The organism is Acinetobacter sp. 778_lipA (assembly GCF_058242985.1).
Map to the genome: position 1 here is coordinate 21,711 of NZ_JBZAYT010000001.1, position 26,425 is coordinate 48,135.

At 36.3% G+C, this 26,425-nt stretch carries 23 protein-coding genes, 2 tRNA genes and 2 pseudogenes; 16 read left to right on the forward strand and 11 right to left on the reverse strand.

The features are described from left to right. Positions 1–36: 36 nt before the first annotated feature. Complete coding sequence (locus AC4CUY_RS00120; RefSeq protein ID WP_490773536.1) at positions 37–855, forward strand: SAM-dependent methyltransferase; 819 nt, start codon at positions 37–39, stop codon at positions 853–855. A gap of 101 nt (positions 856–956) precedes the next feature. Here AC4CUY_RS00120 and AC4CUY_RS00125 read toward each other — a convergent pair. Together AC4CUY_RS00125 and AC4CUY_RS00130 are read right to left on the reverse strand one after the other, a co-directional pair. After that, positions 957–1,032, reverse strand: a tRNA-Thr gene (locus tag AC4CUY_RS00125). Positions 1,033–1,669: 637 nt separating this feature from the next. Continuing rightward, complete coding sequence (locus AC4CUY_RS00130; RefSeq protein WP_004718547.1) at positions 1,670–1,897, reverse strand: hypothetical protein; 228 nt, start codon at positions 1,895–1,897, stop codon at positions 1,670–1,672. Between the two features lie 282 nt (positions 1,898–2,179). Between AC4CUY_RS00130 and AC4CUY_RS00135 the strand changes: the two genes are divergently transcribed. The 4 genes from AC4CUY_RS00135 to AC4CUY_RS00150 all read left to right on the forward strand — a co-directional run bounded on the left by AC4CUY_RS00135 (position 2,180) and on the right by AC4CUY_RS00150 (position 5,862). Next, the gene (locus tag AC4CUY_RS00135) at positions 2,180–2,500 is read left to right on the forward strand and encodes a hypothetical protein (RefSeq protein WP_336952404.1); all 321 of its coding nucleotides are present in this window, start codon (positions 2,180–2,182) and stop codon (positions 2,498–2,500) included. A 143-nt stretch (positions 2,501–2,643) separates the two neighbouring features. Beyond that, entirely contained in the window at positions 2,644–3,597 is a 954-nt protein-coding gene (locus AC4CUY_RS00140; protein WP_490773537.1) for a hypothetical protein, read from the forward strand. Positions 3,598–3,675: 78 nt separating this feature from the next. Beyond that, the gene (locus AC4CUY_RS00145) at positions 3,676–5,529 is read left to right on the forward strand and encodes a DUF262 domain-containing protein (protein ID WP_336952400.1); all 1,854 of its coding nucleotides are present in this window, start codon (positions 3,676–3,678) and stop codon (positions 5,527–5,529) included. Positions 5,530–5,637: 108 nt separating this feature from the next. Beyond that, on the forward strand, positions 5,638–5,862 hold the full coding sequence (locus tag AC4CUY_RS00150; protein ID WP_336952399.1) for a helix-turn-helix transcriptional regulator: 225 nt from the start codon (positions 5,638–5,640) through the stop codon (positions 5,860–5,862). A gap of 74 nt (positions 5,863–5,936) precedes the next feature. Here AC4CUY_RS00150 and AC4CUY_RS00155 read toward each other — a convergent pair whose 3' ends face one another. The 5 genes and pseudogenes from AC4CUY_RS00155 to AC4CUY_RS00175 form a co-directional block, all read right to left on the reverse strand. Further along, entirely contained in the window at positions 5,937–7,208 is a 1,272-nt protein-coding gene (locus AC4CUY_RS00155) for an LlaJI family restriction endonuclease (protein ID WP_336952398.1), read from the reverse strand. Further along, on the reverse strand, positions 7,208–8,665 hold the full coding sequence (locus AC4CUY_RS00160; protein WP_336952397.1) for an McrB family protein: 1,458 nt from the start codon (positions 8,663–8,665) through the stop codon (positions 7,208–7,210). The genes AC4CUY_RS00155 and AC4CUY_RS00160 overlap by 1 nt, the downstream gene beginning before the upstream one ends. A gap of 54 nt (positions 8,666–8,719) precedes the next feature. After that, complete coding sequence (locus AC4CUY_RS00165) at positions 8,720–9,955, reverse strand: DNA cytosine methyltransferase (protein WP_336952396.1); 1,236 nt, start codon at positions 9,953–9,955, stop codon at positions 8,720–8,722. 263 nt (positions 9,956–10,218) lie between these two features. Next, positions 10,219–10,657: pseudogene (locus AC4CUY_RS00170) on the reverse strand (tyrosine-type recombinase/integrase); the annotation flags it as partial. Between the two features lie 117 nt (positions 10,658–10,774). Then, positions 10,775–10,865: transfer RNA gene (locus AC4CUY_RS00175), tRNA-Ser, on the reverse strand. Positions 10,866–10,986: 121 nt separating this feature from the next. Here AC4CUY_RS00175 and AC4CUY_RS00180 point away from each other — a divergent pair. The 3 genes from AC4CUY_RS00180 (at position 10,987) to AC4CUY_RS00190 (ending at position 14,811) form a co-directional block, all read left to right on the forward strand. Next, the gene (locus AC4CUY_RS00180; protein WP_004718533.1) at positions 10,987–12,867 is read left to right on the forward strand and encodes a potassium transporter Kup; all 1,881 of its coding nucleotides are present in this window, start codon (positions 10,987–10,989) and stop codon (positions 12,865–12,867) included. A gap of 596 nt (positions 12,868–13,463) precedes the next feature. After that, positions 13,464–14,486 (forward strand): DNA/RNA non-specific endonuclease, encoded by a 1,023-nt coding sequence (locus AC4CUY_RS00185; protein WP_490774649.1) that lies wholly within the window; start codon positions 13,464–13,466, stop codon positions 14,484–14,486. A 79-nt stretch (positions 14,487–14,565) separates the two neighbouring features. After that, positions 14,566–14,811, forward strand: coding sequence for a hypothetical protein (locus AC4CUY_RS00190; RefSeq protein WP_151802451.1), 246 nt, complete (start codon positions 14,566–14,568; stop codon positions 14,809–14,811). 107 nt (positions 14,812–14,918) lie between these two features. Here the strand turns inward: AC4CUY_RS00190 and aqpZ are convergent. Next, positions 14,919–15,610: pseudogene (aqpZ, locus tag AC4CUY_RS00195) on the reverse strand (aquaporin Z). Positions 15,611–15,884: 274 nt separating this feature from the next. Continuing rightward, the gene (locus AC4CUY_RS00200; protein ID WP_490773538.1) at positions 15,885–16,892 is read right to left on the reverse strand and encodes an AraC family transcriptional regulator; all 1,008 of its coding nucleotides are present in this window, start codon (positions 16,890–16,892) and stop codon (positions 15,885–15,887) included. A 219-nt stretch (positions 16,893–17,111) separates the two neighbouring features. Between AC4CUY_RS00200 and AC4CUY_RS00205 the strand changes: the two genes are divergently transcribed. Next, the gene (locus tag AC4CUY_RS00205; RefSeq protein WP_336952394.1) at positions 17,112–17,750 is read left to right on the forward strand and encodes a sterol desaturase family protein; all 639 of its coding nucleotides are present in this window, start codon (positions 17,112–17,114) and stop codon (positions 17,748–17,750) included. A 705-nt stretch (positions 17,751–18,455) separates the two neighbouring features. On the opposite strand, the gene AC4CUY_RS00210 is transcribed toward AC4CUY_RS00205, so the two are convergent. Together AC4CUY_RS00210 and argH are read right to left on the reverse strand one after the other, a co-directional pair. Beyond that, on the reverse strand, positions 18,456–18,725 hold the full coding sequence (locus AC4CUY_RS00210; protein ID WP_004818487.1) for an oxidative damage protection protein: 270 nt from the start codon (positions 18,723–18,725) through the stop codon (positions 18,456–18,458). An 11-nt stretch (positions 18,726–18,736) separates the two neighbouring features. Then, positions 18,737–20,167 carry an argininosuccinate lyase gene (gene argH, locus AC4CUY_RS00215; RefSeq protein WP_419326977.1) on the reverse strand — a complete coding sequence of 477 codons (1,431 nt, stop codon included), beginning with the start codon at positions 20,165–20,167 and terminating at the stop codon, positions 18,737–18,739. On the opposite strand from argH, the gene AC4CUY_RS00220 reads away from it, so the two are divergent. From AC4CUY_RS00220 to AC4CUY_RS00250, 7 genes are all read left to right on the forward strand, one after another. After that, positions 20,158–21,318, forward strand: coding sequence for a sensor histidine kinase (locus AC4CUY_RS00220; protein WP_419326978.1), 1,161 nt, complete (start codon positions 20,158–20,160; stop codon positions 21,316–21,318). The genes argH and AC4CUY_RS00220 overlap by 10 nt on opposite strands. Before the next feature lie 49 nt (positions 21,319–21,367). Continuing rightward, positions 21,368–22,105, forward strand: a complete 738-nt coding sequence (locus AC4CUY_RS00225) for a LytR/AlgR family response regulator transcription factor (RefSeq protein ID WP_336952391.1) — start codon at positions 21,368–21,370, stop codon at positions 22,103–22,105. A 96-nt stretch (positions 22,106–22,201) separates the two neighbouring features. Next, the gene (gene hemC / locus AC4CUY_RS00230; protein ID WP_490774650.1) at positions 22,202–23,125 is read left to right on the forward strand and encodes a hydroxymethylbilane synthase; all 924 of its coding nucleotides are present in this window, start codon (positions 22,202–22,204) and stop codon (positions 23,123–23,125) included. A 13-nt stretch (positions 23,126–23,138) separates the two neighbouring features. Continuing rightward, positions 23,139–23,921 carry a uroporphyrinogen-III synthase gene (locus AC4CUY_RS00235; RefSeq protein WP_490773539.1) on the forward strand — a complete coding sequence of 261 codons (783 nt, stop codon included), beginning with the start codon at positions 23,139–23,141 and terminating at the stop codon, positions 23,919–23,921. Continuing rightward, positions 23,918–24,748, forward strand: a complete 831-nt coding sequence (locus tag AC4CUY_RS00240; protein WP_490773540.1) for a hypothetical protein — start codon at positions 23,918–23,920, stop codon at positions 24,746–24,748. The genes AC4CUY_RS00235 and AC4CUY_RS00240 overlap by 4 nt, the downstream gene beginning before the upstream one ends. Positions 24,749–24,752: 4 nt before the next feature. Further along, complete coding sequence (locus tag AC4CUY_RS00245; RefSeq protein WP_490773541.1) at positions 24,753–25,946, forward strand: heme biosynthesis protein HemY; 1,194 nt, start codon at positions 24,753–24,755, stop codon at positions 25,944–25,946. A gap of 9 nt (positions 25,947–25,955) precedes the next feature. Beyond that, on the forward strand, positions 25,956–26,393 hold the full coding sequence (locus tag AC4CUY_RS00250) for an acyl-CoA thioesterase (RefSeq protein WP_419326981.1): 438 nt from the start codon (positions 25,956–25,958) through the stop codon (positions 26,391–26,393). Positions 26,394–26,425 lie beyond the last annotated feature (32 nt).

A 26,425-nucleotide genomic window follows, 5' to 3' on the forward strand; every position in this document is an offset into this window, starting at 1 on the left:
TAATGAATTCATAACTGAATAAGTGAATGATTTAAAATGAAATGGCTTCAAGCGATTCAGCAAAAACTTCCAAAACATAAATATGCAATCGATGCAAAAATGCTAGGAGATGACGCTGAATGTGCTTGGACCAACTTAGGGTATTGGGATGAGGCTACATCCTCTTACCCTCAAGCCTGTCAGCAACTTGCTGAACGTCTTGCACAAGCGGTACAGCTTAAACAACATGATCGGGTACTAGACCTAGGTTGTGGTCAAGGTGCCAGTTTAAAATACTGGTTAGAACACTACCAAATTCAAGATTTAGAAGCGGTTGAGTTACAACAACAGTGTGTCGATAAAATTCAAAAACAACTCCCGCAGATTAGGGCGATTCACTGCCAATCTTTTTTAAATTTAAATGCGCTTTTATTGACGCCACCTTTTGATGTGGTGTTGTGTATTGATGCGGCTTACCACAGCGATTTAAACTTATTTTTAAATTCAGTTGTTCCAATTTTAAATTCAAAAGGTCGTTTGGGTTTTCATACGTTGATGCTTTCAGACACAGTTTTAAATTCAGAACAAAAAATGAAATACAGATGGTTACTTAAAGCCGCTGATGTTGATTTAAAATCACTGATGACCGCGACACAAATCAATCATGCCCTGCAACAGCATGATCTTGAACAAATCGCGCTTGAAGATATATCCACAGCAGTATTGGCTGGCTTTAGTCAATATATTGCGACAAGAGCGAAAACAGAGCAAGGAGGGTTAGATCAGCTCAAAATACAAATGACCGCAAAACTTTGTCAAAGGTTATTTGAAGAGGGAATCGTTCGATATATACAGCTCAGCGCGGTCAAAACATAATTTTTATTATTTGTGATGAGATCAAGCAGATCAAAAATTATAAGAAAATGCCTAAGCCAAAAACAACAAAGCCTCACTAAAAAAGCGAGGCTAAGTAAAAATGGTGCCGGCACACGGATTCGAACTGTGGACCTACTGATTACAAGTCAGTTGCTCTACCAACTGAGCTATGCCGGCAACGTGGCGAGAATTCTACAGAATATTTATAAGATTGCAAGCCAAAAAATAAACAATTGAATAATCTTTAATATTTATAGTCTTAGCGATCGGATATTGGTTTGAAGTTGATAATGCAGTGCGGTATGAATGCTTAGATTTTTAGAGAGAAACGGATTTTACCACTTTTAATTTGTAGACAGAAAAAATAACAAAACATGGACTCGAGCTAGCTATCTCTTTGACTTATTGAAAAACAATAATCTTGGCGGAGTCTTGCTGAGCTTTCATCTAATTTCTGGATCAGCCTGCGGCTCGCCCTACTTTTGTTTCGATATGAGGAGCTAAGCTCCGCAAGGGTAACCATCTTGCGCAGCTACATCGCTGCTCACCGCAAAACTCGTCGGCCACCAGCAACTTATTCAATGAATCGTAGAAACAACACTTTATAAATGGAGTCCTGCCTCAGACAGTTGCGGATGACGTTTCCGCGTATCATATTTCATCAAGAACTTTATATTGAACTCAGGTTAACAAAGATAACTAGAGCAACGATTAGTAATCGCTTTAATCTTTCGACTAAAAAGGCTTACGGAGGGGTAAGCCTTGAGTATTTGGGGTTAAATCAATAAATCTTTATCAGTTTTGAAATATAGACTTATTTTCTCCTTAAAATATGATCCAGATCTTGTGCGCATTCTTCTAGGGTGATTGCCATATCTATTTGCATTTGGGGTTTCAATTCGTTTGCGAGTTTTCTCCATTGCTCAATCAATTGGATAGCTTTCTGAATTTTATGCTTATTTACATCTTTGGCAATAGTTGGGGTGTATCCACCACGTTTAGCATTTTTGACTTGTCTTACATAATTGGCGCTGTTATTCATTGTCACTCCCGAATAGCAGTTTTATGCTTTTAACTTGTTTGAATCGCTAATAAGTACCGCATCATGATTATCTTAAGAGAACGTTACATCTATATGATTTTTATTTTGTATTTCACCTCCTTTGAATCGTGCTAGAAGTTCTTTTCACTTGATACTAATTCAAGAAAGTTGGAATTGAAATAGTCAATTGTCTTTTTAGTTGAGTGGATATGTATCTATTTGCTTCAAAAAATAGCTCAAATATCGTATAACTAAGCTAAGTAAAAACTAGAACAATTGAGAATGAAACGATTCAGTATTTTATTATTATTTTTTTCTGTCGCACATGCTGAAGCTCCTAAAGAATGTCAGTTACTTGAACAGACCTCCGAAATGTTAATGCAGTTACGTCAAAACGGTTTATCGTTGGATGATGTTGATTTTAATCCTGAAGCATTGTCTGCAAAAGAACAGGTATTGTTAAAAGGTATGATTGACGATGCAAAGGGTGTACCGATTTATCAGATACCTTTAACCCGACAAAAAGCGATTAATGATTTTAAAATTAAGTGGCAAGAGGTGTGTCAGTCTGCGGATGTTGTGATGCCAACCGAGACGAGATAAAGGATTGTTTTAAAAAACTATAATAAGTTAATGAGTTAGGGTGTTTTGAAAAATAAACTATTATTTAAACTACTGAGCATAGTTCAGATTATAATTGATTAGTTAGCTATAAATAACTTTATAAATATTTGGTTCGATAATTAATGAATGACCTAATAACAAGATTTTTAAATAATTTTAGTCAGTGGCATGAAGTGACTCTGACAACCATTAAAGCTATTATTGCGATAGGTATAATGTGCTTAGTCGCCTATCTTCTAAGCATTGGTTATATCCCATCGGAGATTAGCTTTGGTGATACACTTGTTTTTTTACTGATCTTTGTAGCATGTTCTATTGTCTATACTGGATTAAGCATGGTGTTATTTTTCTTTGGTATATCTTTAACACCACTGGTATATCTAATTTTCACTACAGTTGATAAATATTTACCACCTCATATAAGAATTGGAAAGAAACTTCCCTTTCCAAAGATCAGCATTTTAACATTAGGAGCATCTATATACCTTCTATATAGCCTTCGAAGTTTATTGTTATTGCATTGGAAAATTAGTCTTTATATCGCTGTTACATCTGCTTTTATTGCATTGTTTTATTATGCTTTTTACATTAATCGACAGAAGATCAAAGAATTCGGCAATAAATTTGAAAACCTAAAAGATATAATTGACGATCCTGATGCTAGTGATAATCTTAAAAAATTTGCAAAAACCAAATTAAAGAGATTAGAAACACATATTAAGGACAGTATACAAATAGCGCTTTTTCTTATTATGACCCCACTTTTACCTATGTTTTTTATCGGAGATATTGGTAAAGTGTTCTTAGAGTACACGATGCAAAAAACTGGTGTAAGTATAGAGAAAGCGACCCTATATATTAAAGCGCCTTATGCCAATTTGATTGATTTACCTAAAACGACAACTAAAGAGCTTAGTCAAAATCAAATATTTATTTTTAAAAAAGATGTAAAAGTGCTATTTCAAGGTATTGGTAAAAATACCCTAATCTCATATAAAGTTAAAAATATAGAGAAACAGATCGTAATTCCGAATGAATATATTACTGTAGAAAGGATTCAGAAAGAGGATAAATGATTTTAATAAGCTTAAACGGCTATAATTTAGGTGTTAATCAGTACGTTTAAGGTGTGGTTAAAATATTTGGGGGTAAATATGAAAATTGATGCACAAGTAAAATCGATTGAAAAATTAAAGGACTATTTCTTCCTCGTACCTGACTATCAACGTGAATACGTATGGAAAGCAGATGATCAAGTCGAGCAGTTTTTAACAGATATAGATAATGAATACGATGAAAATGCTGAACAACAAGAAAGCTATTTCATTGGTTCCATTATCATTGTTAAAAACAAAAATAAGTATGATGTAATTGATGGCCAGCAACGTCTGACCACCATTACACTCACCTTGTGTGCAATCAGAGATTTACTTTCAAATCAAGATTTGACCGAACTACAAAAGAATCATTTAAGTACGGTAAATAACTTACTGTATAGCTTTGATTTGGATACTGAAAAATACCTACTTCGTCTTGAACTTCAATACGAAGAAAGCAAGAATTTTCTAGATACGCTCATTCTGAAAGAAAAATACGAGGGTGAAAATACAGCATCCATTCAGAAAATGCGTGCTGCTTACAATCAAATTTATAATTATCTTGAAAATATTTTGCAAAAAGGCGTACCTGCCTTAACCAAATTTGCACGTTACTTCATGAGTAAAATTGATTTGGTGCTCATTGAATCTGAAGATATAGGTAGTGCACTTAAGATTTTTGAAACCATCAACCAGCGTGGTGCAAGTCTAAATGCCATGGATTTGGTCAAAAATCTGCTATTTAGACAAGCCAGTGAAAGTCAGTTTAATACCATTAAGGAGACATGGAAAAAAATTAATGAGGCTTTACTGCGCTGTGGAGAAGATGAAAATCCACTACGTTTCCTGCGTTACTTTATGATGGCACGTTATCACAACGGTATTTTGCGTGAAGATGATATCTACAATTGGATTATCACAAAATCAGGTAAGGCTATTCTGAAGTACGAGACACATCCAATTGAATTAGTCAAAGAAATTGAATTTATGGCACAACGCTATGCAGATTTAGTGAATGCGACTAAACGCTTAAGTGATGGTAGTGAATATCCACATGTGACCCATATTGGTTTTATTAACAAATATAAAGCTCGACAACATTTGGTTATGCTCTTGGCTTTATCAAAAAAAGCGGATAAAGCAGCCATTGATTATTTAGCTAAGCAAATTGAAAGCTTTTATTTTGTTACCAATACAGTGGGGATTCTAGGTAAAAGTAATGAATACTCATTCGCCAATTGGGTGGTCTCATTCCGTGGAAAAACAACGATAGATGAGATTCAACAATCTGTAGAAAAAACAATAGTACCTTATGTGCTAGAACGCTTAGATAATTTAAAATTCAAATTTTTAAATATCCGTCACGATGGTTATAACCCACAATATCGTCAGCGTTTTATTTTAGGTCAGTTAGAAAATCAGGCACGTACTCAAGCAGGTCTAACTGATTTTAATTTTAAACAAATCAGTCAATTAGAAATTGAGCACATTTTCCCTCAAACACCAAAAGACAATGTGTTATCAGAAGAGTTTTTGGATAAAACTGAATATAACAATACTATCTATAAGTTAGGCAACGTTACTTTACTTGAAAGTGTGATTAACCAAGCTATCAACAAAATGAATGACCTAACAACTAATAATTGGTTTGAGCAGAAGCAGCAAGAATATGCAAAATCTAATCTATTAACCGTGAACTTGCTGGATCACCAATTTAACATAGGCAAAAATACTGCAATTAATCGCTTTAAAGATCATAAAAATTACATTTTCGAAAAATGGTCAAAACAAGCCATCATTGACCGTCAAAAAATTATGTTAGATCTAGCCTTAGACGTATGGTGTTTCAACAATCAACGACTTGATCAATATCAATTTTTAGTAGAACACAAAGATACAGTAGATGCATAAATATTAAAGTTTAAGAAGATAAGGGTAATAAGTGAAGTCGGCAATCTGAATGGATTACACTTGCCCCTATTGCTTATCTACTTAAAAAAATGATTCAGGTTAAACATCATGAATGCGTTCACAGGTCAAACTTTTCAAATGAATCAAATTATTAACATTAAAGAGGTTATTCAATTCACAAGCATCAGTCGTGCAAAAATCTATGAAATGATCAATGCAAATTCAAAATATTATGATCCAACATTTCCTAAACCAGTTCGCTTGAGTGAATCATGTATTGGTTGGGTGGCTTTGGAAATCCATCAATGGATTGAAGATAAGATACAAATTTGATAAAGGTAGGGAGCGAAAGCTCCCTTATTTTTAGTAGATTATATACATCATCAATTACCTATCTAAATTTCGGATTAAATGTAATCCGAAATATTAATTTTTTCAGACTTTAAATACTTTTCCATTATATCGTTAGGGTCTAAATATAAGCATTCAATAGGAATAAAATTTTCCGTTAGTTTTTCTAATTTTTCTTCTTCTTTAGACTCTTCACGATAAGCCAATTTAATGCTAGATAGAAGATTGGTTATTCCAGGAAAAATGAAAATATTTTTAACTTCTTCTAGCTCAGGATAAATGAGTTTAACTGCCTTAACGTAGAAAAATTGTTTAACTAAATCAGTCCATCCTGGAGCATCGTGTGCTCCAGTAGCGGTATAATATTTACTATCTATGACCCAACAACAGTTATTATTCTTAATAAATATATCTAAGCGCATACCCTTTTGATTTGAGGTTTCACTAAACTTTGTAGGACCTGAAAATAGATATTGGGGTACTGGCAATAAAGAATTAATTTTTAGATCAACATTATGGAAAATGTTTTTAAGTAAGAATTCCCAAACGTAATGAAATTTTCGAATACCAATTACAACATCGTTCGAACCAATTTTGTGGATTTTTTCTAAATATCTAATCAATAATTGCAGCGTTCTAATTTCAAGTGACACAAAAGTTGAATGTAATCTTCGGTTTAACAAAATGATTTTTTGATATATGCCCAATTCATTAAATATAATTTTCTCTTCTAACTGATTCATTGAGACAAAGTTAAATCTTTCATCTAACCAGTGAAACTTATTAAAAATATCCAAAATAATTTCACTGTGAATGCTTGAGATTAAATCATCTTGGTAAATAGAGATTGGATATTTGTGAAGATCTAAATAGATTGGGACAGTCTCACTGGTAAAAACTGGAAATTCTCTATTCACTGTTTTAGACCAATTCGTTCGTCCCTTCTCACTATGGCTATGTGATTTAGATTTTAAGATACCTACACTAAAATATAGATCAATAATTTCAAAAATATCAGTTAAAGAAATCTCTTCAATAACTTTTCCTTGTTTATCCTCATCAAATGCTAATAAACTGGAATCAACAGAATTTTTATAAAAATGAATAACTTTTATTAAGGTTGCTATAGATTCAGTGTTTTTAGATGACGATTTTGCAGGAGAAAAGCAGTACGTACAGCCATCACAAATGATGATCCCACAAAATGAAATCTTCATTCCCTGATTAACTGAGTCAATACCGTCAAGTGACCTTAATTTATCAATCACAAAATCAGGAATTTTTTTTAAATCGACAAATTGTTTGTCTTCAAAATATTGATATTTCATTACTCTGATTCTGTCGAAACACGTTCATCAGCATCTTGCTGGGCTTTTAACATATCTATAAATTTTTCAGAGAAAATAGCTTCTCCATTGGAATAGATTTGATGTAACTGGCCGTAACTATGAATATCTCGCTTAAAAATTTCATCATTATGGCTTTTATATTTAAGAGCATCATCCCATAGATATGAGCAAATTTTACCAATTAAAGTATCCTTCACTGTATCTATTGTAAGATCACTATCTTTAATAAACCAAGGACCAATAAGTTTATCTTCTTGAACTTTTAGTTGAACTAAAACTGTATTTATTGCCTGTGCTAAAATTTTCCACTCAACCTTCGGAAGATTGGTATGATAGATAGGAATTTCTCCGCTAGCACAATTCATAAAATCTATTGGTAAATATTTAAAAATCCAACGTCGTTTGAATGCTGTATCTAAAGGAAAAACAGCCTGATCACTACTATTCATAGTTGCAATAATTGACAAATTACTAGGTATGATTAGTTGACGCTTTGATATAAATTCATTGCTTTCAAGACCAGTTACACTCATTAAAGCATCATATAAATCCTCATCTTGGATAAGGATTGGATATTCACTTTTTCCATCCTTATCTCTATCTAGTAACTGAAAAACTTCTCCAAATACGGCAGCAGTGTTTGCTCTGTTCAGTTCTTCAATAACTAGAAAGTAGTTTGTATTTGGATCAAGTAGAGCTTTTACTAAAATTTGAATAAATGGCCCTTTTCGAAAACTATAAGTAATACTTCCGCTACCGTTGTCCTTATGAGGTTTTAAGCAACCAATAAAATCAGAATACTGAGTCTCTGGATGAAAGACTGTACGAATATAATTTTCACCAACTATTTCACTAACAGATGCACTTTTTCCTGCTCCTGGTGCGCCGTAAATAATTTTGTTGTAACCCTTTCCAATTATTGTTTCTTCTTCAACTAGTTTACTAGGTTTAGTAAAGTCAACATCTAATGTAAATAAAAAATTATTTGGATTTTCTTTTTCGATGGTTAGTATTGAAATAAGCGGTAAAGAAATTCTACGTACTAAATCATTAAAAATATCTCCTGATGCTGACCTTATGTAAAAGCGCCGTTCATCATTAAAAGATGTTAAGTGAAAGGAGATTTCTTCAGGACAAGCTAAAACCTCCTGATACACAGAGTCCCAATACTCTAGAGATACTTCTTTATATTGATTAATGAATTGGTAACAGAATTCAAATTTTTCTTTTAGTAAAAATTCTAGTAAGTTTTGCTTCTTAAAATAGTAAGTATTTTGAGCCGAGAATTGGTTAAAGAAATTATTATACTCATCTATTTTATCAGTCGAGCCTATATAAAATTTAGCTTCGCCAGCACCATTAGTTTTTAATAGTTTAACTGGACGTTTAACAAAACTATCAGCCAATGGTTTAGAGATACTTAAAGAGTCGTTCATACTATCTTAGGCGTAGGGAATTTTTATTCTATCCTACACCTAACTTAAAAAAAACTAAATGAGTTCTAGTTGATTTCTTTCTACTTTTTTAGACCAATCAATCGTTAAATTAATTTGCTTAACAATGCTCATAAGAACATCTACTACAATAGAGTTACCAGCTTGTCTATAAGCTTGTGTATCTGAAACAACGATTTTAAAACTGTCACAGAACCCCATTAACCTTAAACATTCTCTAGGAGTTAATTTACGGATCCTACCTTGTGTAGTCACGTAATTATCAACGCCAGCTCTATGCATCTTTGTCATTGTTGCTAAAAGTGGTCGAGCTATTTCTAGATCAATTTGTGGTCGAGTATAGAAGCCTTTTGTCCCTGTCGCCATCACATAATTCACAAGCTTTTCTGAAAGAAAATACTTCTCTTCAATTGGTTTAGGTAGCTCTTCAAAAATGAAATCACCATGCCAATTAAATTGTTGATTAGCCTTTTGGCATAAACCGATTGAACCATTGATTTGAGTATATTGTTTATTTAGGTTCTTAGTGCTTGTAACGAAATCAATGCCTTTATCACCTAGGTAATACTTTTCAGGTGTATTTTCCAAAAGAAAATCTTGCATTTTTTTTGTCAAAACCTGAGGGGTTGGAAACTCAAACTCGGCCGCTTGGTCTAAGAATCCGATAACAAATAATCGTTCACGATTTTGAGGGATACCATAATTTTTAGAGTTTAGAACTTGGGAATACCACTTATAGCCTAAATCACTGAAAACATTTTGCATGATTGTCCAAGTATTTCCACCATCATGGCTTAATACACCTTTAACATTTTCATAGATAAAGACTTTAGGTCTAATTTCGTTAACTAAACGAGCAAATTCATAAAAAAGTGTTCCTCTAGTATCTTCAAACCCACCACGTTTACCTACCATAGAAAATGATTGGCAAGGACTTCCACCTACAAACAAATCAATATTATTTCTATATTGGTATCCATCCAAAAACCGAACATCATAATGAAAATGTTCCTGTGGGATGTTGTAATTAGATTGATAGCTTTCTTCAACAAAGTTTTTCTTTTTTTTCTTAGAATAAAGCCCATCAATATATGCTTTTTTTTCTTTAAAACTATGTAAATTTGCTAGATTTTTTTCAATTTCATCTTGTTTAATATCAATTTCGATATTTCCGTTATCACATGCAAATGCAATGTCATGAGGGATAGATAGCCGTTCTAGAGCATGTTCAATTGCTCCTATACCGCTAAACACTGTACCTAATTTCAGCATAACATCAACTTCAATTCAAATTTTAAAAATACTATATACCAGACCCAGATATATGTGTCTAGGTGTTAATTCAATTGAACGACATATTTTGTCGGTTAAATGAATGTTTACCTAAAACCTTTTAGACCTATTGAGATTAGAATTATCAAAGATGTTACGCAGCAAACCGACTTTTAGGACTAGATAGCACTATATTTTGTGTTTTATTTTTAATTGGAACACGAGATATAGTGTGCACACAAAAATCAATTATCAATATTTATTTAATAAAATAATTGAGGAATTTTGTGCTTAAGAAAAGGCATCATTTTATTTCTTAAGCTATCAATAAAATCAGCCCATTCCTGCATCATCTTTGTTAGGCACTCTAAATGCTGTGCATGGTTATATGCCTGAGACACAGTATTACCAACCCTATGCGCTAACTGAATTTCAATTGCATCGTGCATATAACCTTGCTCATGTAAGGTTATGGAAGCAAGCCCACAGAAACCATGTCCCGTCATTTTACCGTTATAACCCATTGTGCGGATAACGCAGAGTAAAGCATTACTACTCATCGGCTTTGCTGTGATTATAGAAAACGTATTGCTTGTTGCCAGTAAGTGGACGTAAGCCTTCAATTAGTTCAATTGCCTGCTTGGATAATGGAATGATGTGAGGCTGTGCCATTTTCATTTTTTCAGCAGGTATACGCCATAAATGAATTATGCCCCCAACCATATCGAGATTCTGATTATTAGAAAGACAACAAAAAAAGGCCTAAACCCTTAAGATCTAAGCCTTTCTCTACTGCATCGGCATGCAGTTTTTCAATTCTGGCGGTGAAAGAGGGATTCGAACCCTCGATACGCTATAAACGTATACACACTTTCCAGGCGTGCTCCTTAAGCCACTCGGACACTTCACCAAGGCGTGGGATAATAACCAAAAAAAAGATTTCTGCCAAGCAACAATTGATTTAGAGCAAAAAAAATTTCACAGTGATATGATTGCGCAAAAATAGTGTCTAAATTTTTGAAGACGAATCTATGCAAAGTACTGCAAAAAAAGCCGCGTTACCTGCGATCACACTCGCAGCATTAGGGGTGGTATTTGGAGACATCGGAACCAGTCCCTTGTACGCCCTACGCCAATGTTTTCTGACTGCACACATTGCCATCACCGAAGCGACCGTGCTTGGGATCTTGTCACTGATTTTCTGGTGCATGATGCTCACCATCAGCTTTAAATACGTCACCATTATCATGCGAGCAGATAACAATGGTGAGGGTGGTATCATGTCCTTGCTGGCGCTGAACTTACGCTCTAATCGTATCGCAGATAATCGCAAAATCTATTTAATCGCCTTGGGATTTATTGGTGCATCGCTGTTTTTTGGTGATGGCATTATTACCCCAGCAATTTCAGTACTTTCAGCCATTGAAGGGCTGAGTATTGCAACACCTATGTTTAATAAATGGTTGATGCCTTTAGCAATCGGCATTCTTACCGCACTGTTTCTTGTACAAAGACATGGTACGGGAACCATGGGGAAGTTTTTTGGTCCAATCACCTTAACTTGGTTTGCCTCTATCGGTCTAATCGGTATTCATAGTATTAGCCAAACTCCTTATGTTTTAAGCATGCTCAGTCCACATTGGGCACTGAACTTTATTTTTCACCAACCCTTTGTGGCCTTTTTAACTATGGGTGCGGTGATTTTGACGGTTACGGGGGGGGAAGCACTCTATGCAGATATGGGGCATTTTGGACGGCTACCGATTCGTTTAGGCTGGTTTATCATTGTCTTACCTTGTCTGTTATTAAATTATGCAGGGCAAGGTGCATTATTATTACGTAATCCAAGTGCGATTGAAAACCCATTCTATTTGCTTGTACCTGAATGGGGCTTATACCCCATGATTGCCCTAGCCACAGCGGCAGCGGTGATTGCCTCACAAGCGGTGATTACTGGTGTGTTTTCAATGGCAAACCAAGCCATTCAGCTACGCTATTTGCCAAGATTAACCGTGCATCACACTTCTGATGTAGAACAAGGTCAGATTTATTTGCCCTTTATCAACTGGATACTCTACGTTTCGATTCTTTTATTGATTGTGATTTTCCAAAACAGTGCCAATCTTGCCAATGCTTATGGTGTAGCGGTCACCATGACTATGCTATGCGATACGATTTTGATTTCAATCTTAGCCTATGGTTTTTGGCGTTGGCCAAAGTGGAAAGTGGCATTGTTTGCTATCCCATTTTTAGTGATTGATAGTATTTTTATTGGGTCAACTTCATTAAAAATCATTTCAGGCGGATGGGTCCCGATCCTGATCGGTGCAATCGTATTTACTATTCTGATGACGTGGAAAACCGGGCGAGAAATTGTCTTTAACCGTTTGGAAAAAGATGCCTTGCCACTGGATCTATTTATTAAAAGTGTCAGTTTGAGTGATGAAACACAGTTTGTACCCGGTCAAGCGGTATTTTTAACCGGTAATCCAAATATTGTTCCTCATGCGATGTTGCACAATATCAAGCACAATAAAGTCCTGCATGAACGCAATATTATGGTGACGGTGATTACCCGTGATGTTCCGTATGTGCCAGACCAAGAAAGAATCCGTGTTGAAGTCTTAGATAAGCGCTTCCAACGGGTTTTTGTTTACTATGGCTTTAAGGATCAACCTGATATTCCAAACGCGCTAGAGTTGGCTTATAAGCAGCTTGAAGTTGAATTTGACATGATGCATATCAGTTTCTTCATCTCACGTGATCGTTTGATTCATACCGTGGGTGATGGAATGGCACCATGGCGTGAAAAACTGTTTATTTCAATGCAACGTAATACCAGTCCAGTGAGTGATTTCTATCAAATCCCGCCAAACCGTGTGGTGGAAATGGGTAGCCAGATCGAAATCTAAATTCATATCAATCAAAAGCCAGAAGTCATTCTGGCTTTTTTTTGCCCATGGGTTTTATGGGCTGATGTATTACATTGATTCACTTCATCTTTAGTAAGGATTTTTCTCTAAATCCTGAAAATACGAATTCTTATCCTCTGTGTTCTTGATCCTGCAAAAGTAGATGGGCTGATATTACACTGACACAGTATCAAACCCTTTAGAATGCTCAGTTTGAATGCTTTTATCATTCAATTCTCCCCAGCAAATCATGAGACATCCGCATAAAACGATCCTATACGACAAATTGTGTCGCAAGGCTGTCGAACAACACTGCGCAACATGACATAATCATGATCACAAGTGCGATAAAGCATCTGTAAGATATTTGATTTTCTAGCATTTTTTATGAAATAAACAATAAATTGTTACATGGAATGTTGTTTAGTTAAGCATAAATCGTAGAAGCTTTACTCGGTTGAAGGTCGACACAATATCTTTCAGTTTATTGACTTGTTAAGCTATTTAAATTCAAAAACTTAATTTGTATCAGTTTTGAGTGGATTGTTTATTTAACCTTGTTTAGGAAGCCTTTGTTGAAAAATTCAGTAGTTAAAATGGTGTTGGGTGTTGTTGCTACTGGAAGTTTTGCGATTGCGTTTGGCCAAGAGAAAATTTTTCAGTTACTGCCGTTTACCCAAAGTAGTACCAATAACTCTGTGTGTTTAAATCAGTTCTATCGAGAGCAACCACCTGTTCTAATCAAAGAAAGTTTAAAGAAAAACAGTTATCCCTTATGTTTTAATGGGTTTAATGTGATGTATTCGGGGATTTCAAAAACGCCGTTATGGACAGCAGAATATTTATCTCCACAGCGCTTAAGTCAAAAGATTAAACGTGAAGATAATTTCCACGAAGAGCCACGTGTAAACGCTGCACATCGTGCATTATTATCGGATTATCGTGGTTCAGGCTATGACCGTGGTCATATGTCACCCAATGCCGATATGCCCAATAAAGAATCACAGTTCGACAGCTTTTCTTTAGCCAATATGGTCCCGCAAGCTGCTAAAAATAACCAACAAGTTTGGCGTGAGTTAGAAGAAGCAACTCGTGCAATTGTGACCAAGCAAAAGAAAGATGTGTATGTGGTTACTGGCCCAGTCTTTTCAGGAAAAAAACTAAAAACCATTGGAAAGGGGGTGATTGTTCCAACCGCAATCTACAAAGCGATTTACTTGCCTAAACATGGGATCATTGGTGCGTACTATGCGCCAAATAATGATTCACTTCAGGTTAAAGTGGTCAGCGTATGCTATTTAGAAGAGCAGTTGGGAATGAATTTATTTCCACAACTGACCGAAGAACAAAAGCGCAATACGTATAAATTGCCTTTGAACGCAAAGCAGGTCAAGGCCAATAAAGAAATAGAGTACTCACATTGGGATGCGGAAAGCCAATGTGCAGAAGAGGTCAGTCAGGATAGAATCACTGCACTGCAAAAGCAGTTCCAACCCAAAAGTGGTTCAACAGCTACATCGGATATGCAATTGCCGAAAGTAGATCCTGAAACCAAAGATGCCTTGGTGAAACAATTGGTTGAAGCGTTGTTGCAATATATTTTACAAATTTTGAAATAATTCAGCGCAGATGGTGCAGTATCTTTTGAGAATCTATTTATACTGTGAATAAGATCGAAAAAAATTGAGAAAATTAAAAATGTTTAAACCGTTTGAGAATGGCACAGAATCACATTCAATTCATGATTTAACCTTAGAAAATCAAACTGACTGTGTCAGTATTTATGGCAACTTACAGATCACCAAAGATCAAGCAGGCTTAAAAGCGGCTAAGCTTTTACAAAGCTATCTCAATGATGTGGTGGCAAGTTTAGAGAAGCAAAGTGACCTACCAGAACAGCTCGCGCGTCAAAGTGAAGGCGAAATAGAAAATCCATTTCTTTAAAGACTATCCTTATTTTTAAATGATTTTCTAATCAATTGCTTTCTAAGTCATTCGCTTATAAGTAAAAAAACCTGCCGAAGCAGGATTTTTTTACATTGAAAATCTATTTAGGATTGAGGCTCATTACCCACAACCTTATAAATCAGTGCCCCAATGATTGCACCGACAATTGGTGCTACCCAGAATAACCATAATTGACTCAGTGCTGCTGTTTCAGCAAATAAAGCCACAGCGGTACTACGGGCTGGATTAACTGAAGTATTGGTGACAGGGATACTAATTAAGTGAATCAAAGTAAGTGCTAAACCGATGGCAATCGGAGCAAAGCCAGCAGGTGCACGTTTGTCTGTTGAACCGAGAATAACAATTAAGAAAAAGGCGGTTAATACGATTTCAATCAATAAAGCAGAGACTAAAGAATATTTTCCAGGGGATAAATCACCAAAACCATTGCTGGCGAATCCGCCAGTTCCCGTGAATCCCGCCTGACCTTGTACGATTAAATACAAAACAAATGCGGCCAAAATACCACCGATGACTTGAGCAATAATATAAGGCGCTAAGTCTTTAGCATTAAAACGACCACCTACCCATAAACCCACACTTACCGCAGGGTTAAAATGCCCGCCTGAGATATGCCCTAAAGAAAAGCGCCTGTGAGTACGGTTAAACCGAATGCCAGTGCGACACCAGCAAAACCGATGCCCAGTTCTGGAAAAGCAGCGGCAAATATTGCGCTACCACATCCTCCAAACACCAGCCAAAAGGTTCCGATAAATTCTGCGAGATATTTATTCATATTGATTCCTAAATTATTTTTTTGAACGGAATGGGTTATGTGGCTATTTTAAAATAGTTGATAACCTTGGAGTGGGTACAACTTTTATTTTCTGTATAAAGATAATAGTCTAAAAATATGAAAATAAAATCACAAATAAAAAATATTCATATCAATATCGGTTAATGTTCTGATTTTTATTTTAAAAAATTATATTTTACAGAATCTTAACTTTAAGAGGCTAATCGTGGGAATGGAGGAATATGCTGTTTTTAGCTATAAATTTAATACACAATTACTTAAATTCTCGGTGCTGAATCCGCCATTGTTGTGGTGTTAAGCCTGTCCATTGTTTAAAAGCACGTTGGAAGGCACTTTGTTCTGAGTAGCTGAGAAGCAGGGCGATTTCATGTAGACCTAAATGTGGATCTTGTAAATACTGAAAGGCTAATAATTGACGGACATCCTGAACACGTTGTTGGTAGGTGGTGTTTTGACTTTGTAGATGACGCTGTAACTGACGTATCGACATATTCAGTTGTTTAGCAATGGTTTCAATCTGATAATTATTTTTTTGTAATCCCAATAAAATACTTTGTTGTAAGCGCTCATCTAGTTGGGTGGCATTGGGTAAGCTTGCAAGTAAAGCTTGCGCTTGCTGCATCAGTAGTTTTTGCAGAGTTTGATCACTGCGTTTAAAGGAAATCGCGAGTGCGCTAATGGGAAAGATCAATTCGACCTTTTCTTGTTGAAAGAGCACAGGACACTTAAAGAACGCTTGATACACCATTCCGTTTTTAGGTTGATGATGAATAAACTTAACCTGATAGAGACTGATGTCATCTGATATAAATTGTCTTAAAAACTGAATCAATACAGCCATCGCAATTTCATCAGTAATTTGAGTGGTTAAATGCGTAGGTAGATTTTCCCAGCGGACTGAGATGTGCTGTTCATCATAATATTCAACCTTGAGTGGGCTTCCATCATAAATCAATCGATGAAAATCATGATAACGGGTAAGTGCCTCCCCGAGCGTGTCACAAGATTGTGCAATATAGGCAATGATGCCAATATGTTTAGGTTGTACATGTTTAGAGATGTCTAGACCCAAAGCTGGGCTTTGTACTTGCGCTTGTATGTCATCCAAAATCTCACGCCAAACGGTATATTCAAAGCGTTCAACATTTTGAACCTGTTGTAATTTGGATGAAATCTTTAGACCTTTAGCTTCACTAAAAGTATAGAGTAATTGTCCAAGCCCCCCATATACGGAGCCAGCATAGTCCTTTAATTGCATCATTTACACGTCTTGTTATTGTGTGATCTACGTCAGCTGTAGTTTAAGCATCATACTATTTTAATCGAGTTTAAATAAGACAAACAAGCGCCGCTGAGTGGATTCAAGTGGATTTGTCGATACTATTTTAATTTGTCGTAATTTGTCAATGAAAACACTTTTTGATGTCAATACCTATTTCCCAGCATGTTTTATATTCACAATAAGCAAGAGGGATTAAATATGTTAAAAGGTTTTTTAGTTGGATTGGTCGTCGCAAATGGTTTTGAATGGGTTGCGCATAACTATATTTTACATGGTCAACATCGCCCAGGAAAACCACGTTTTAGTCCAGTGCCACGCAGTATGAAATCACATTGGGAACACCATCGTGAAGTTCGTAAACAGGATTTTCATGATGATGGCTATGTAGAAGGGATTTCAAATTGGCGAACCAAGAATGAAATCGTTTCTTTGGCGGTCGTCGCTGGTGCGGCAAGTTTGATTTTCTACCCAATTTCGAAAGGAATGGTTGCGGCATCTATTTATAGTGCATGTAATTATTATTATATCCATCGCCGTGCACATTTAGAGCCTGAGTGGGCGATGAAGAAAATTCCTTGGCATTATGATCACCACATGAACTCGAATCAAGATGCGAACTGGTGTGTCACCAAGCCTTGGTTTGATTACCTGATGGGGACACGGGTGATTTCTTCTGCGGATTTGCAAGAACAGAATCCTTTAGGTGTGAAATTGCCTCAGCCAATCGCAAACTGGTTATCATCCAGCATAGAAAAATATTTTCCAGCCAAATGGGTAGAGAAAAAACCATTATTGGTTGAAGAAAATACAGATAAGCTGAACGATTCTGTAGCTTAGTTTGGATGTTGTTTGGTGAGCGACATTGTGTTTTCTGATCAGTTTGAAAATTGAGTTAAACGAACGGGATGTGTGCAGTAAAAATTATAATTTGTCGTGATTGGTCAGTATTTTCGGTATCTTTGGTCAATATTACGCAATAACATCTCTGTATATTGATTGCACAGCATGTACCCACTGAAGTATTTAAAGTTTATAGGAGTCTCCAAGACTCCTTTTTTTATGCATGGAGATATACCAACAATACATAACCTGAGTTCGATATAAAACTCTTGATGAAATATGATACTCGGAAACGTCATTCGCAACTGTCTGAGGCAGGACTTCATTGATAAAGAGTTGTTTCTGCGATTCATTGAATGAGTTGCTGGTGGTCGACGAGTTTTGCGGTGAGCAGCGATGTAGCTGCGCAAGATGGTTACCCTTGCGGAGCTTAACTCCTCATATCGAAACAAAAGTAGGGCGAGCCGCAGGCTGATCCAGAAATTGGATGAAAGCTTAGCAAGCCTCCGGCAAGATTATTTTTTTCAATAAGTTAAAGGTGTAATAAGGTCGAGCCCACGTTACATACGATTAAATTTATAAGCTCATGTGATCGCGTCATCTTGTACGATGAAGCAATAAAAAAATCCCCTGACGGGGATTTTTTAGATGGGCATAAGATGCACATCACTTTAGGATTTTTGCCTTGTGAGGCTTTGGTTATTACTCAGGCTTTAAGCCTTCCGCCATTTCCAGTGATTGATCATTATCCAAAAATTTTTCACGCTGTTCTTCTAAAAACTTTTTTGCATCTGGTTCAAACACGTTTAAACGTTTTTCATTGATTAACGTGGTTTGGTGTTTTAACCATTCTTGCCAAGCTTGTTTAGAAACTGTGTCAAATAACACTTGACCCTTTGGACCTGGAAAGGGTGCAAAGTCTAAACCTTCTAACTCTTTTTGATATTTACGGCAAAATACTTGTCGAGTCATATCAAAACTCCTTATGCATAAAGTTTTTCTAAACGGATATAAGCGCGTTCAATTGCAGTAGCAACCTGTGCTGGCGCAGTACCACCAATATGATTACGCGCATTGACAGATGCTTCAAGGGTTAATGCTTTTTCAAACACATCTGCTTGAATTAAATCTGAGAATTGTTGTAATTGCTCAAGGCTTAACTCAGAAAGATCTTTCGATTCTTGCACACCTAACGCCACGGCTTTACCTACGATTTCATGTGCATCACGGAAAGCAACGCCATTTTTTACAAGGTAATCAGCCAAGTCTGTTGCAGTAGAGAAACCACGTAAAGCCGCTTCACGCATGATTTCAATATTCGGTACAAGTGCAGGAATCATATCTGCAAAAGCCATCAATGAACCACGCACTGTATCAATGGCATCAAACAAAGGCTCTTTGTCTTCTTGGTTGTCTTTGTTATAGGCCAAAGGTTGACCTTTCATGAGGGTGAGCAGACTCATTAAGTCGCCATAGACACGGCCAGTTTTACCACGAATCAGTTCAGGAACATCTGGGTTTTTCTTTTGTGGCATGATAGATGAGCCAGTACAGAAGCGGTCAGGAATATTCACAAACTTAAATTGTGCAGAAGTCCAAAGAATCATTTCTTCTGACATACGTGATAAATGCATCATGATTAAAGATGCAGCAGCATTGAATTCAATCGCAAAGTCACGATCAGATACCGCATCTAAAGAATTTTCAGCAACGGCTTCAAAGTTTAACAATTCCGCAGTATAAGCACGATCAATAGGATACGTTGTTCCAGCAAGCGCAGCTGAACCTAAAGGCATACGGTTGACACGTTTACGGCAGTCAATTAAACGCTCAGAGTCACGCACCAACATTTCAAACCACGCCATCAAATGATGACCAAAAGTCACAGGTTGTGCAGTCTGTAAATGGGTAAAGCCAGGCATGATGGTGTCAGTATTCTTCGCTGCTAAGCCCAAGATGCCTTTTTGTAATTTTTCCAGTAAAGTTAAAATCGCATCAATTTCGTCACGAACATATAAACGGATGTCTGTAGCAACTTGGTCATTACGGCTACGACCAGTATGCAATTTTTTACCTGCAATCCCGATACGTTGAGTTAAACGAGATTCGATATTCATGTGCACATCTTCTAAATCAATGCGCCATTCAAATTGACCTGCTTCAATTTCAGTTTTAATTGTGTTTAAACCATTGATAATGTCATCACGTTCTTGTTCTGTAAGGACACCAACTTTTGCTAACATAGTCGCATGTGCGATAGATCCAGCAATATCTTGTTTATAAAAACGTTGGTCAAATTGAACCGATGCAGTAAATTCAGCAACAAAAGCATCAGTAGCTTCAGAGAAACGACCGCCCCACATGCCTGAAGTTTGGGCTTGTGACGGATTAGAGGAATTAGAAGATGTGGTCATATCGGCTCAGTAGGAAAAAAAGCAGTAGAACTAAACGCAGTATAACAAATTCAGCCTCACTTGCCGAAGTAAAGCGCAATCATTCGTCAATAAAATCTGGGCGTGGTTTTTATCAGTCTTATTTTTTTAGCAAAATGGGCCATCGTAAGTATTTATTCGAATTGTTTATCTCTAGTAATGTGTTGGCTTTTTTATTAGCCCTGGCAGAAGCACAATCATGGGGCAATTTAAACCTTTGGCATGTTTTAGAATATATTTTATATATTAATTGGGTATTATTGGCTTTTGCGGCTTTTCAGGATGTATTTGAAAAAAGGCTATCGCAGTATACCTATTTATCTATTTCAATATTCAGTTTTATACTTTTACAGGTGATCGTGCTGTGCACAACGCTGGTTTTAAATATTATTCATTATTGGGGAACGCATTTTTCTTTACAAAATATTTCCATAACTGACATTTCACATAATCTTATTTTGCATGTCAGTTATGGGGTATTGCTGGGCGCATTTTGTTTACGTTACCTGTATATACGCGAACAAGCTGTATTACAGCAAAATAGTGAACTCAATGCGCGTATTCAGGCCATGCAAGCCCGAATTCATCCCCATTTTTTATTCAATAGTTTAAATAGTGTGGTGAGTTTAATTGCAATTGATCCTGATAAAGCTGAACAAATGCTGATAGATTTATCTAAATTGTTTAGAGCAAGTTTTCAAGAGTTAAAGTTGGTCAGCCTAAAAGAAGAAATACAATTATCTCAACAATACATTGCAATAGAGCAGATTCGTTTAGGTGATCGTTTAAATGTGGAATGGAATATCCAACAACCTTTGTTATTAGATCAGGTCAAAATTCCCTTATTAACCTTACAGCCTTTAATTGAAAATAGTATTTTTCACGGGGTAGAGAAAAAGATTATCGATGCCAAGATCGGGATACTGGTTGAAATATTGCAAAATCAAGTCAACATAGTCATTACCAACCCATTTTTACAAGATAGAATAAAAGTGCGAGAAGGGCATGGAATTGCTTTAGAAAATGTAAAACAGCGTTTAAAAGCACATTTTGGCGATTCTGTTTATTTTCGAAATTATGCAGGGAATGGATTATTTACAATGGTAATTCAATATCAGTATAAAAATAGATGATTGTGAAATTCATTAAAATAAATATGATGTATTTTGGTAAGGAGGAGCAATGGACATCCTGATTTGTGATGATGAACCGCTTGCAGTGGACCGCTTATCACGATTGGTGTCGCAACTTGGGCATCAAGTTATTGCAACAGCGCAACATGGTAAACAGGCATTAGAAATGGTTCAGCAGTTTGAGCCAGATGTTGTGTTGCTCGATATTCAGATGCCAGAAATGGATGGTTTAAGCTGTGCGCAGCATTTAGCACACTTTAATCCTATGCCTGCAATTGTATTTTGTACGGCATTTGATGAACATGCTTTGCAAGCCATTCAATCTCAAGCCCAAGGATATTTATTAAAACCCATTGCCAAGGACGAATTGGAAACGGTTTTGGAGGGTGTTACTAAACTGACCCAAGCTCAATTAACTAACTTAGAAAAAAAAGAACTCATGGACGAAAAAGTGCAAAGGCAGCAAATTGCTGCAAAAACCTATCGGGGTTTGGAGCTCATTCCTGTTGAAAATATTTACTATTTTTTAGCAGATCAAAAATATGTCACTGTACGTCACAAAAATGGCAGTGTACTTATTGATGAAACGCTTAAAGATTTAGAAACAGAGTTTGCAGACCGATTTATTCGTATTCATCGTAATGCTCTAATTTCACTAGATTATTTAGACGGATTGGAGATGGTGTCCTCTGGCCAGTACCAAGCACGATGCCGTGAATTAGAAGAACGTTTGGCCGTCAGCCGTCGACACTTACCTTTGCTACGAGAACGAATGCAGAATTTATAGTTGGATACGAACATTAAATCATTTTGATAATTCGCTTGCATTTTTGAGATTGCAGGGTAAGTTTAGAGTGTTTAAAAGTTTGGCAAAACTGAAATGATGAAAACCTTGAAAATAGCAACGCGCCAGAGCCCACTTGCAATGTGGCAGGCTGAGCATATTCGTGATCGTTTAGAGCAATTACACGCACATGTAAAAGTAGAGTTGGTGACGTTTGTAACCCAAGGTGACAAAATTTTGGATACACCTTTAGCCAAAATAGGGGGGAAAGGGTTATTTGTCAAAGAATTAGAAGCAGCTTTAATGGATGGTCGTGCAGATTTAGCCGTTCATTCAATGAAAGATGTACCCATGCAATTACCTGAAGGTTTAGTGCTTGCAGTAATTTGTGAGCGTGAAGATCCTTTTGATGCTTTTGTTTCCAATCATTATGAAAAGTTTGAATATTTACCACAAGGCGCAACACTTGGCACATCGAGCTTACGCCGTAAATGTCAGCTTTTAAAACAGCGTCCTGATTTAAATGTGATTGATTTACGCGGCAATGTTGGAACACGCTTATCCAAGCTGGATGCGGGTCAATATGATGCAATTATCCTTGCGAGTGCTGGTTTGAAACGATTAGCGCTCTCAGATCGTATTCGTCACACACTTGCACCAGAGATTAGTTTACCTGCTGTGGGTCAAGGTGCACTGGGCTTAGAGTGTCGCTCAGATGATCAAGAAATTTTGGATTTAATCATGCCTTTAATGCATGGTGAAACCAATGCATGTGTACGTGCTGAACGGGCTTTTAATGCCTATCTCGAAGGCGGTTGCCAAGTGCCTATCGCAGGCTTTGCTACGTTAAACGATCAATTGTTGTCCTTAGAAGGTCGGGTTGGTAGTGCTGACGGCAAAACATTGTTATGTAGTCAAGTCAGGGGCACACCAGATCAAGCAGAGCAGTTAGGTGTGCAACTTGCACAAAACCTACTTGAACAAGGTGCTGGAGAAATACTCAAAGCACTTTATCAAGCTTAGTTTCTAGGCTTTAATGTTGTTTATTAATACTCGCCCAGTTGATCGTGCTCAGCCATTAACTGAATGTCTGCGCCAATCAGGTTTTGACGTGGTTGATCTTCCATTATTGGAATTGACCCCACGTCCCTATAACAACATATTACAACAACTTTATTTACAACTTTTATCAACTCAAATTATTGTTGTAGTCAGTCCAACTGCTGTTCAAGTGGGTATGCAATATCTTCAGCAATCGGGCCTATCTCTTTTACAGATCCAACATATTCAGTGGATTGCTGTGGGCAAAAAAACTGCGCAACGACTTTCAGACTACGGTGTAGAAAGTCATGTCCCTATGGTGGAAACATCTGAAGGAATGTTGAACTTGCCCCTATTCAATACCTTAAAAGATCTAAAGAAAATAGCTTTTTGGCGTGGTGAAGGCGGTCGGCAGTTTATGATGCAACAATGTCAAGACCGTCATATTGATGTTTTAAACTTTGTCTTATATGACCGAGCATGTCCTCCAGAAACACATCAGCGATTTTTAGATTTTGTGGCTAGGGTTGACCAGTTTGAACCACCCTATTGGAGTTGTATTAGCAGTGAAGCCAGTTGGAACAATTGGCTTGTTTTAACCCGTGATCATCAAGAGATCGTGAGTGCTTGTCATTATTTGGTTCTGGGTGAGCGTTTGTATCAATTATTAAGACATGATAAAAATGCAACCCAGGCGTGTTTGAACAGCACTAAAATTTTAAATTTAGAGCCAGAAACCATTCTACAAACCATAGTGCAGTTGCAAAGGAAGTTATGAAGAAGTTTATTTATGTCTTATTGTTGATCGCTTTAGGATGGCTCATTAAATTGAGTTATAACTTCTATCATGTTTCACAACAGCTCAATGATATTCAACAAACGCTACATAAAAGTGAACAAAAGAATGCCAGTTTGAATGATCAACTGGTGGCGGTAAAACGACAAACAGATGAACCCACTCAAGAGGTAGCAAATAAAACCACCTCTGTAAAAACTTCAATTTCTGGTATTCATCCAAGTGTGGTGGTTAAACAACAGTTAGACTTGGTGCAATTTGCGATGCAACAACAACAGTTTGTTTACGCGCTTGAGCATCTTACTCAATTAAATCAGTCCTTAGATCAGTATGCGTTGGCGGATGCGGTAAAACAAAGCTTACATCAAACCATTGTGCAAGATATACAAAGCATTCAACATTTTGTGATTGAACGAAATGCCCAGCGAGATCAACTAGAGACTTTACTTAAACAAGTTGATCAAGCATTAATATCCGAGCTAAGAAATAATCAATTGAAACCAGAGCAAGATCAGTCGCAATATTTTTGGGAAAAATGGTTTCAAATTGATATTGTTGAAACAAATTCTCCAGTATTGGCAAACCGTAAATTTATTTTAAAAGAAGTTAAATTGAGATTATTGCTTGCTCAGCAGTTGTTAGTGAAAGGGCAAATTGCTGAATACCAAGAGATGCTGAATCAAATGATTCAACAATTGGATATTTTACCTGACGCTGCTAGTCAGAAGCTTAAGCAAAAAATATTAAAAATTAAGCAGACCTCGCAACCCCCGATCCCTAAACTCAATAGCTTGGCTGTCTTGGGGTAGATGGATGAAACATATTTTCCTGATCTATGCCTTTATTAGTCTCATTATTCTAGCTGTTTTAAGTGTGTTGAGTTATACCGCAGGGGCGGGTTATGTTTATGTGTTATGGCACAATATTCAAATACAAACCAATTTATGGTTCTTGACATTTGTTGGTGTTGGTATCAGTTTTTTGATGCATGTGGTGTGGTATTTCCTCAACCGTTATATCCGTAGAGAAAAGAGAAAATTAGAACAAGTACTAAATTTTACTACATTGCATCCATTTGAACAGTTTGGTGTATTGTGGTTGTTGGATGGTGAGGATGAGCAGGAGCAAGTTATACAAACTATTTTTGATCAATCTGGTTTATTAAAGCCCATTGTTCAATCTCGACTATTATTCAAACAACTTCACTATAGTGAAGCCCTGAAAGCTTTAGAAAATAGCTCTCCGTCCGCTTTTGAGTTGGCGGAAATTTTACGTATCGAAATTTATTTAGCGCAAGAAGACAGTCAACAAGCTTTAACACATCTAGAGTTTTTAAATCGACATGAACTTTCGCCATGGCTAAATCAGCTTTCAGAAAGTTATAAATTATGTGTGCAAAAATTATGGGGACAGTTTGCCATACAATATCCTTGGCAATATTTACATTCGACTCAATTTGGGCAATTAGAAACTGCAACTAAACAGCAATGGTTAATACAGCTTTTAGGTTGTTATGACCAAGCAAGTTTTGAAGATATTGAACTATTACAACAACAGTTTTTAGAGATAGAGTCACAACTTGATCAAATGCCTTATGACACAAAAGTGCTTTGGTTGAAAATTATTACTCGATTACCTGAACTTGCTCAGCAACAACAGCAGTTAGTGATTCAAATACTTAATGAAAAATTTGACCAAGATGTCTTTCATTTATGGTTTCAACAACAGTTGTTGAGACAAAATCCAGATTATGAGTATTTAGAGCAACAGATTATAAATCTTGAATCTAAGTATATGAACATTCCTGTTTTTTGCTTTGCTAAATGGCATATATATATTGCGACGCATCGTGAATACGAAGCTGATCAGCTTTTGTTATTATATCCAAATGATATTCTAATGAATTATTTACGAATCAAATCTACTTTAAATGGAAATGATGAATTAATTCAACAATTGAATTCAATTTTTGAAAAAGACAGCAATTATATTCAATTTAAAATTTGAGAATCTACAATGAATCCACTGATAAAATTCCCTATCGTTTATGAACAAAAGGTTGCATGGGGGGATATGGATGCTTTTGGTCATGTAAATAATGTGCTGTATTATCGCTATATTGAAAGTGCACGTATCGAATATTTCGATCGTTTGAATGTATTTGACCAAGATGTTTTAACTGTTGTTGCTTCAAGTCAATGTAAATATTTAAAACCAGTATTTTATCCCGATGTGCTACATATTGGTGCGCGGGTAGAAGAAATGAGAAATAGTGCAATACGCATGCATTATGTATTATTCAGTGAGCAACAACAGCAGATTGTTGCTGACGGAGAGGCAGTTATTGTTTTTGTCGATAAAGTAGAAATGAAAAAAGCACTAATTCCTCAACAGTTGCGAAAAGTTATAATTGATTTAGAAGCGACTGTGCATAATGATTTTGCAAACACATAAAAATGTCTCAATTATCATCATTATATTTAAAA